The following is a 5,652-nucleotide window of genomic DNA, read 5'->3' on the forward strand; positions in this document are numbered from 1 at the left end:
TTCATCTATGCATAATTCGCCCCCCGCTTGACGGGCTGCACTTCGGGGCAGCGGTTGAATCGGGGCGAGAACGACAACAGCCTTCACGCGGTGTTGACAGCCTCGAAAGTCGCGGTAAGATGTGCGGCTCGCTTCAACGAAACGCCTTCGGGCCGGACGCTGAAGACGGCGGAAACCAACCCTCACCGAGGTGTTGACGAAAGCCAAAACCGCGCTATGATGGGCGGCTCGCTTCGGAGGAAACTTCGAAGCACTGGGAAGCAGGCGCTGAGGCCGCTTCCGAAGATCTTTGACAGTGTGCGCAGGATACTTATGCGGACGTCTGGCTGGTGGTGTTAGTCCATTAGCAGACGTTCTAGAAAGAGCAAGAAAGATTCAAAAGCATGCAAATGCTGGTGAGTAGTTCGAGTTCTGGAAAAGACGACTGCACTCGAAGCATTAGATATCACCTCGGTGATGTCGAAAATTTTAAGTGAAGAGTTTGATCCTGGCTCAGAGTGAACGCTGGCGGCAGGCCTAACACATGCAAGTCGAACGGCAGCACAGAGGAGCTTGCTCCTTGGGTGGCGAGTGGCGGACGGGTGAGGAATACATCGGAATCTGCCTATTTGTGGGGGATAACGTAGGGAAACTTACGCTAATACCGCATACGACCTACGGGTGAAAGCGGAGGACCTTCGGGCTTCGCGCAGATAGATGAGCCGATGTCGGATTAGCTAGTTGGCGGGGTAAAGGCCCACCAAGGCGACGATCCGTAGCTGGTCTGAGAGGATGATCAGCCACACTGGAACTGAGACACGGTCCAGACTCCTACGGGAGGCAGCAGTGGGGAATATTGGACAATGGGCGCAAGCCTGATCCAGCCATGCCGCGTGGGTGAAGAAGGCCTTCGGGTTGTAAAGCCCTTTTGTTGGGAAAGAAAAGCAGTCGGTTAATACCCGATTGTTCTGACGGTACCCAAAGAATAAGCACCGGCTAACTTCGTGCCAGCAGCCGCGGTAATACGAAGGGTGCAAGCGTTACTCGGAATTACTGGGCGTAAAGCGTGCGTAGGTGGTTTGTTAAGTCTGATGTGAAAGCCCTGGGCTCAACCTGGGAATTGCATTGGATACTGGCAGGCTAGAGTGCGGTAGAGGGTAGTGGAATTCCCGGTGTAGCAGTGAAATGCGTAGAGATCGGGAGGAACATCCGTGGCGAAGGCGACTACCTGGACCAGCACTGACACTGAGGCACGAAAGCGTGGGGAGCAAACAGGATTAGATACCCTGGTAGTCCACGCCCTAAACGATGCGAACTGGATGTTGGGTTCAATTAGGAACTCAGTATCGAAGCTAACGCGTTAAGTTCGCCGCCTGGGGAGTACGGTCGCAAGACTGAAACTCAAAGGAATTGACGGGGGCCCGCACAAGCGGTGGAGTATGTGGTTTAATTCGATGCAACGCGAAGAACCTTACCTGGCCTTGACATGCACGGAACTTTCCAGAGATGGATTGGTGCCTTCGGGAACCGTGACACAGGTGCTGCATGGCTGTCGTCAGCTCGTGTCGTGAGATGTTGGGTTAAGTCCCGCAACGAGCGCAACCCTTGTCCTTAGTTGCCAGCACGTAATGGTGGGAACTCTAAGGAGACCGCCGGTGACAAACCGGAGGAAGGTGGGGATGACGTCAAGTCATCATGGCCCTTACGGCCAGGGCTACACACGTACTACAATGGGAAGGACAGAGGGCTGCAAACCCGCGAGGGCAAGCCAATCCCAGAAACCTTCTCTCAGTCCGGATCGGAGTCTGCAACTCGACTCCGTGAAGTCGGAATCGCTAGTAATCGCAGATCAGCATTGCTGCGGTGAATACGTTCCCGGGCCTTGTACACACCGCCCGTCACACCATGGGAGTTTGTTGCACCAGAAGCAGGTAGCTTAACCTTCGGGAGGGCGCTTGCCACGGTGTGGCCGATGACTGGGGTGAAGTCGTAACAAGGTAGCCGTATCGGAAGGTGCGGCTGGATCACCTCCTTTAGAGACAAGGCTGCATCGCTTGTCCAGGCGTCCTCATAAGTAACCTGCACGATTGGTAATCAAGCAAGACTGGGTCTGTAGCTCAGGTGGTTAGAGCGCACCCCTGATAAGGGTGAGGCCGGTGGTTCGAGTCCTCCCAGACCCACCACATGGGGCCTTAGCTCAGCTGGGAGAGCACCTGCTTTGCAAGCAGGGGGTCGTCGGTTCGATCCCGACAGGCTCCACCATTCTTGATTGATGATTCACCGATCGCTGCGCACACATCAGATTTGAATGTCGCCGGGCACTGTGGCCTGACGACGGTTCTTTGAAAAATAGGGAAGTAGCGAGCGTCTGAGACAAGAACTCATACGTGTCGTGTGGCTAAGGCGGGGACCTCGAGTCCCTAGTAAATTGAGTCGTTATATTTGCGTCGATGCTTTGTACCCATCGACAGAAGTATGGCTCCGAGGCAACTTGGGGTTATATGGTCAAGCGAATAAGCGCACACGGTGGATGCCTTGGCGGTCAGAGGCGATGAAGGACGTGGTAGCCTGCGAAAAGTATCGGGGAGCTGGCAACAAGCTTTGATCCGGTAATGTCCGAATGGGGAAACCCACCTCCTAGGAGGTACTGCATGGTGAATACATAGCCATGCAGGGCGAACGCGGTGAACTGAAATATCTAAGTAACCGTAGGAAAAGAAATCAACCGAGATTCCCTGAGTAGTGACGAGCGAACGGGGAACAGCCCAAAAGTCGATATGGTTTTAGCAAAACGGTCCTGGAAAGACCGGCCATAGAAGGTGATAGCCCTGTATGCGAAAGGGCCATATCGATGAAAAATGAGTAGGGCGGGGCACGAGAAACCCTGTCTGAATATGGGGGGACCATCCTCCAAGGCTAAATACTCCTGACCGACCGATAGTGAACCAGTACCGTGAGGGAAAGGCGAAAAGAACCCCGGAGAGGGGAGTGAAATAGACCCTGAAACCGTGTGCGTACAAGCAGTAGGAGCTCCGCAAGGAGTGACTGCGTACCTTTTGTATAATGGGTCAGCGACTTATTGTTCGTGGCAAGCTTAACCGTATAGGGGAGGCGAAGGGAAACCGAGTCTGATAAGGGCGCATAGTCGCGGGCAATAGACCCGAAACCGGGTGATCTAGTCATGCCCAGGATGAAGGTTGAGTAACATCAACTGGAGGTCCGAACCCACTCCCGTTGCAAAGGTAGGGGATGAGGTGTGATTAGGAGTGAAAAGCTAATCGAACCCGGAGATAGCTGGTTCTCCTCGAAAGCTATTTAGGTAGCGCCTCATGTGAATCTTCTTGGGGGTAGAGCACTGTTATGGCTAGGGGGTCATTGCGACTTACCAAACCATTGCAAACTCCGAATACCAAGACAGACTGCATGGGAGACACACGGCGGGTGCTAACGTCCGTCGTGAAAAGGGAAACAACCCAGACCCACAGCTAAGGTCCCAAATTATCACTAAGTGGGAAACGATGTGGAAAGGCACAGACAGCCAGGAGGTTGGCTTAGAAGCAGCCACCCTTTAAAGAAAGCGTAATAGCTCACTGGTCGAGTCGGTCTGCGCGGAAGATTTAACGGGGCTAAGTGATAAACCGAAGCTTGGGGTGCACATATTTATATGTGCGCGGTAGAGGAGCGTTCCGTAAGCCGTCGAAGGCAGATTGAGAAGTCTGCTGGAGGTATCGGAAGTGCGAATGCTGACATGAGTAACGATAATGGGGGTGAAAAGCCTCCACGCCGAAAGCCCAAGGTTTCCTTGCGCAACGTTAATCGACGCAGGGTGAGTCGGCCCCTAAGGCGAGGCAGAAATGCGTAGTCGATGGGAAGCTGGTTAATATTCCAGCACCTCGCATAAGTGCGATGGGGGGACGGAGAAGGTTAGGTCTACCAGGCGTTGGTTGTCCTGGGGAAAGGCGGTAGGAGTGGGTCTTAGGCAAATCCGGGACCCTTTAACTCCGAGCACCGAGACGAGCTCATTAGAGCGAAGTGACTGATACCACGCTTCCAGGAAAAGCCCCTAAGCTTCAGCTTATGCAGACCGTACCGTAAACCGACACAGGTGGGTAGGAAGAGAATTCTAAGGCGCTTGAGAGAACTCGGGTGAAGGAACTAGGCAACATAGCACCGTAACTTCGGGAGAAGGTGCGCCCTTGATCGTGGCCCATGCGGGCTACAGCGATCGGGGGCCGCAGTGACCAGGCCGCTGCGACTGTTTATCAAAAACACAGGACTCTGCAAACACGAAAGTGGACGTATAGGGTCTGACGCCTGCCCGGTGCCGGAAGGTTAATTGATGGGGTCAGCCGCAAGGCGAAGCTCTTGATCGAAGCCCCGGTAAACGGCGGCCGTAACTATAACGGTCCTAAGGTAGCGAAATTCCTTGTCGGGTAAGTTCCGACCTGCACGAATGGCGTAACGATGGCGGCGCTGTCTCCACCCGAGACTCAGTGAAATTGAAATCGCTGTGAAGATGCAGCGTTCCCGTGGCAAGACGGAAAGACCCCGTGAACCTTTACTATAGCTTTACATTGAACGTTGAGTTCGTCTGTGTAGGATAGGTGGGAGGCTTTGAAACCATGGCGCTAGCTGTGGTGGAGCCAACCTTGAAATACCACCCTGTCGTGCTTGACGTTCTAACCTAGGTCCGTTATCCGGATCGGGGACCATGTATGGTGGGTAGTTTGACTGGGGCGGTCTCCTCCCAAAGAGTAACGGAGGAGCTCGAAGGTACGCTCAGCGCGGTCGGACATCGCGCACTGTGTGCAAAGGCATAAGCGTGCTTGACTGCGAGATCGACGGATCAAGCAGGTAGGAAACTAGGACTTAGTGATCCGGTGGTTCTGTATGGAAGGGCCATCGCTCAACGGATAAAAGGTACTCCGGGGATAACAGGCTGATACCGCCCAAGAGTTCATATCGACGGCGGTGTTTGGCACCTCGATGTCGGCTCATCACATCCTGGGGCTGTAGTCGGTCCCAAGGGTATGGCTGTTCGCCATTTAAAGTGGTACGCGAGCTGGGTTCAGAACGTCGTGAGACAGTTCGGTCCCTATCTGCCATGGGCGTTGGAGATTTGAGAGGGGCTGCTCCTAGTACGAGAGGACCGGAGTGGACGAACCTCTGGTGTTCCGGTTGTCACGCCAGTGGCACTGCCGGGTAGCTATGTTCGGAAGCGATAACCGCTGAAAGCATCTAAGCGGGAAGCGCGCCTCAAGATGAGATCTCCCGGGAGCTTGACTCCCCTGAAGGAACCATCAAGACCAGGTGGTTGATAGGCTGGGTGTGTAAGCACAGCAATGTGTTGAGCTAACCAGTACTAATGATCCGTGTGGCTTGACCATATAACCTCAAGTTGCTTCTAACCGAAGCATCCTTGGCCAACGACACGAATGAGTCGTCCAAAATGTTCGCTACTTCCCAACCTCTGAGAGCGTGAGCGCTGTCAGTCCCTCTTTCGATCGCATACCTGCGTCGAAAATCGGGCCGACCTGCGACCCTCCACCCTCTCCCTGGTGACTATAGCTGTATGGAACCACCCGATCCCATTCCGAACTCGGAAGTGAAACGTACATGCGCCGATGGTAGTGTGCATCTAGCATGCGAGAGTAGGTCATCGCCAGGGTTTTT

General features: G+C 54.1%; 2 tRNA genes and 3 rRNA genes. All 5 read left to right on the top strand.

What is annotated here, in order from left to right:
• The first annotated feature begins 469 nt into the window (after positions 1-469).
• The 5 genes from J2X52_RS17365 (at position 470) to rrf (ending at position 5,647) form a co-directional block, all read left to right on the top strand.
• Positions 470-2,014, top strand: a 16S ribosomal RNA gene (locus J2X52_RS17365).
• A 71-nt stretch (positions 2,015-2,085) separates the two neighbouring features.
• Positions 2,086-2,162: transfer RNA gene (locus J2X52_RS17370), tRNA-Ile, on the top strand.
• A gap of 3 nt (positions 2,163-2,165) precedes the next feature.
• A tRNA-Ala gene (locus tag J2X52_RS17375) sits at positions 2,166-2,241 on the top strand.
• A 241-nt stretch (positions 2,242-2,482) separates the two neighbouring features.
• Positions 2,483-5,366 (top strand): 23S ribosomal RNA (locus J2X52_RS17380).
• Positions 5,367-5,533: 167 nt separating this feature from the next.
• Positions 5,534-5,647 (top strand): 5S ribosomal RNA (gene rrf / locus J2X52_RS17385).
• Together the 16S, 23S and 5S rRNA genes with 2 tRNA genes alongside form the textbook arrangement of a ribosomal RNA operon.
• The last annotated feature ends 5 nt before the right edge of the window (positions 5,648-5,652 follow it).

The sequence above is a fragment of the Luteimonas sp. 3794 genome, from assembly GCF_031456825.1.
Classification (GTDB): domain Bacteria; phylum Pseudomonadota; class Gammaproteobacteria; order Xanthomonadales; family Xanthomonadaceae; genus Luteimonas.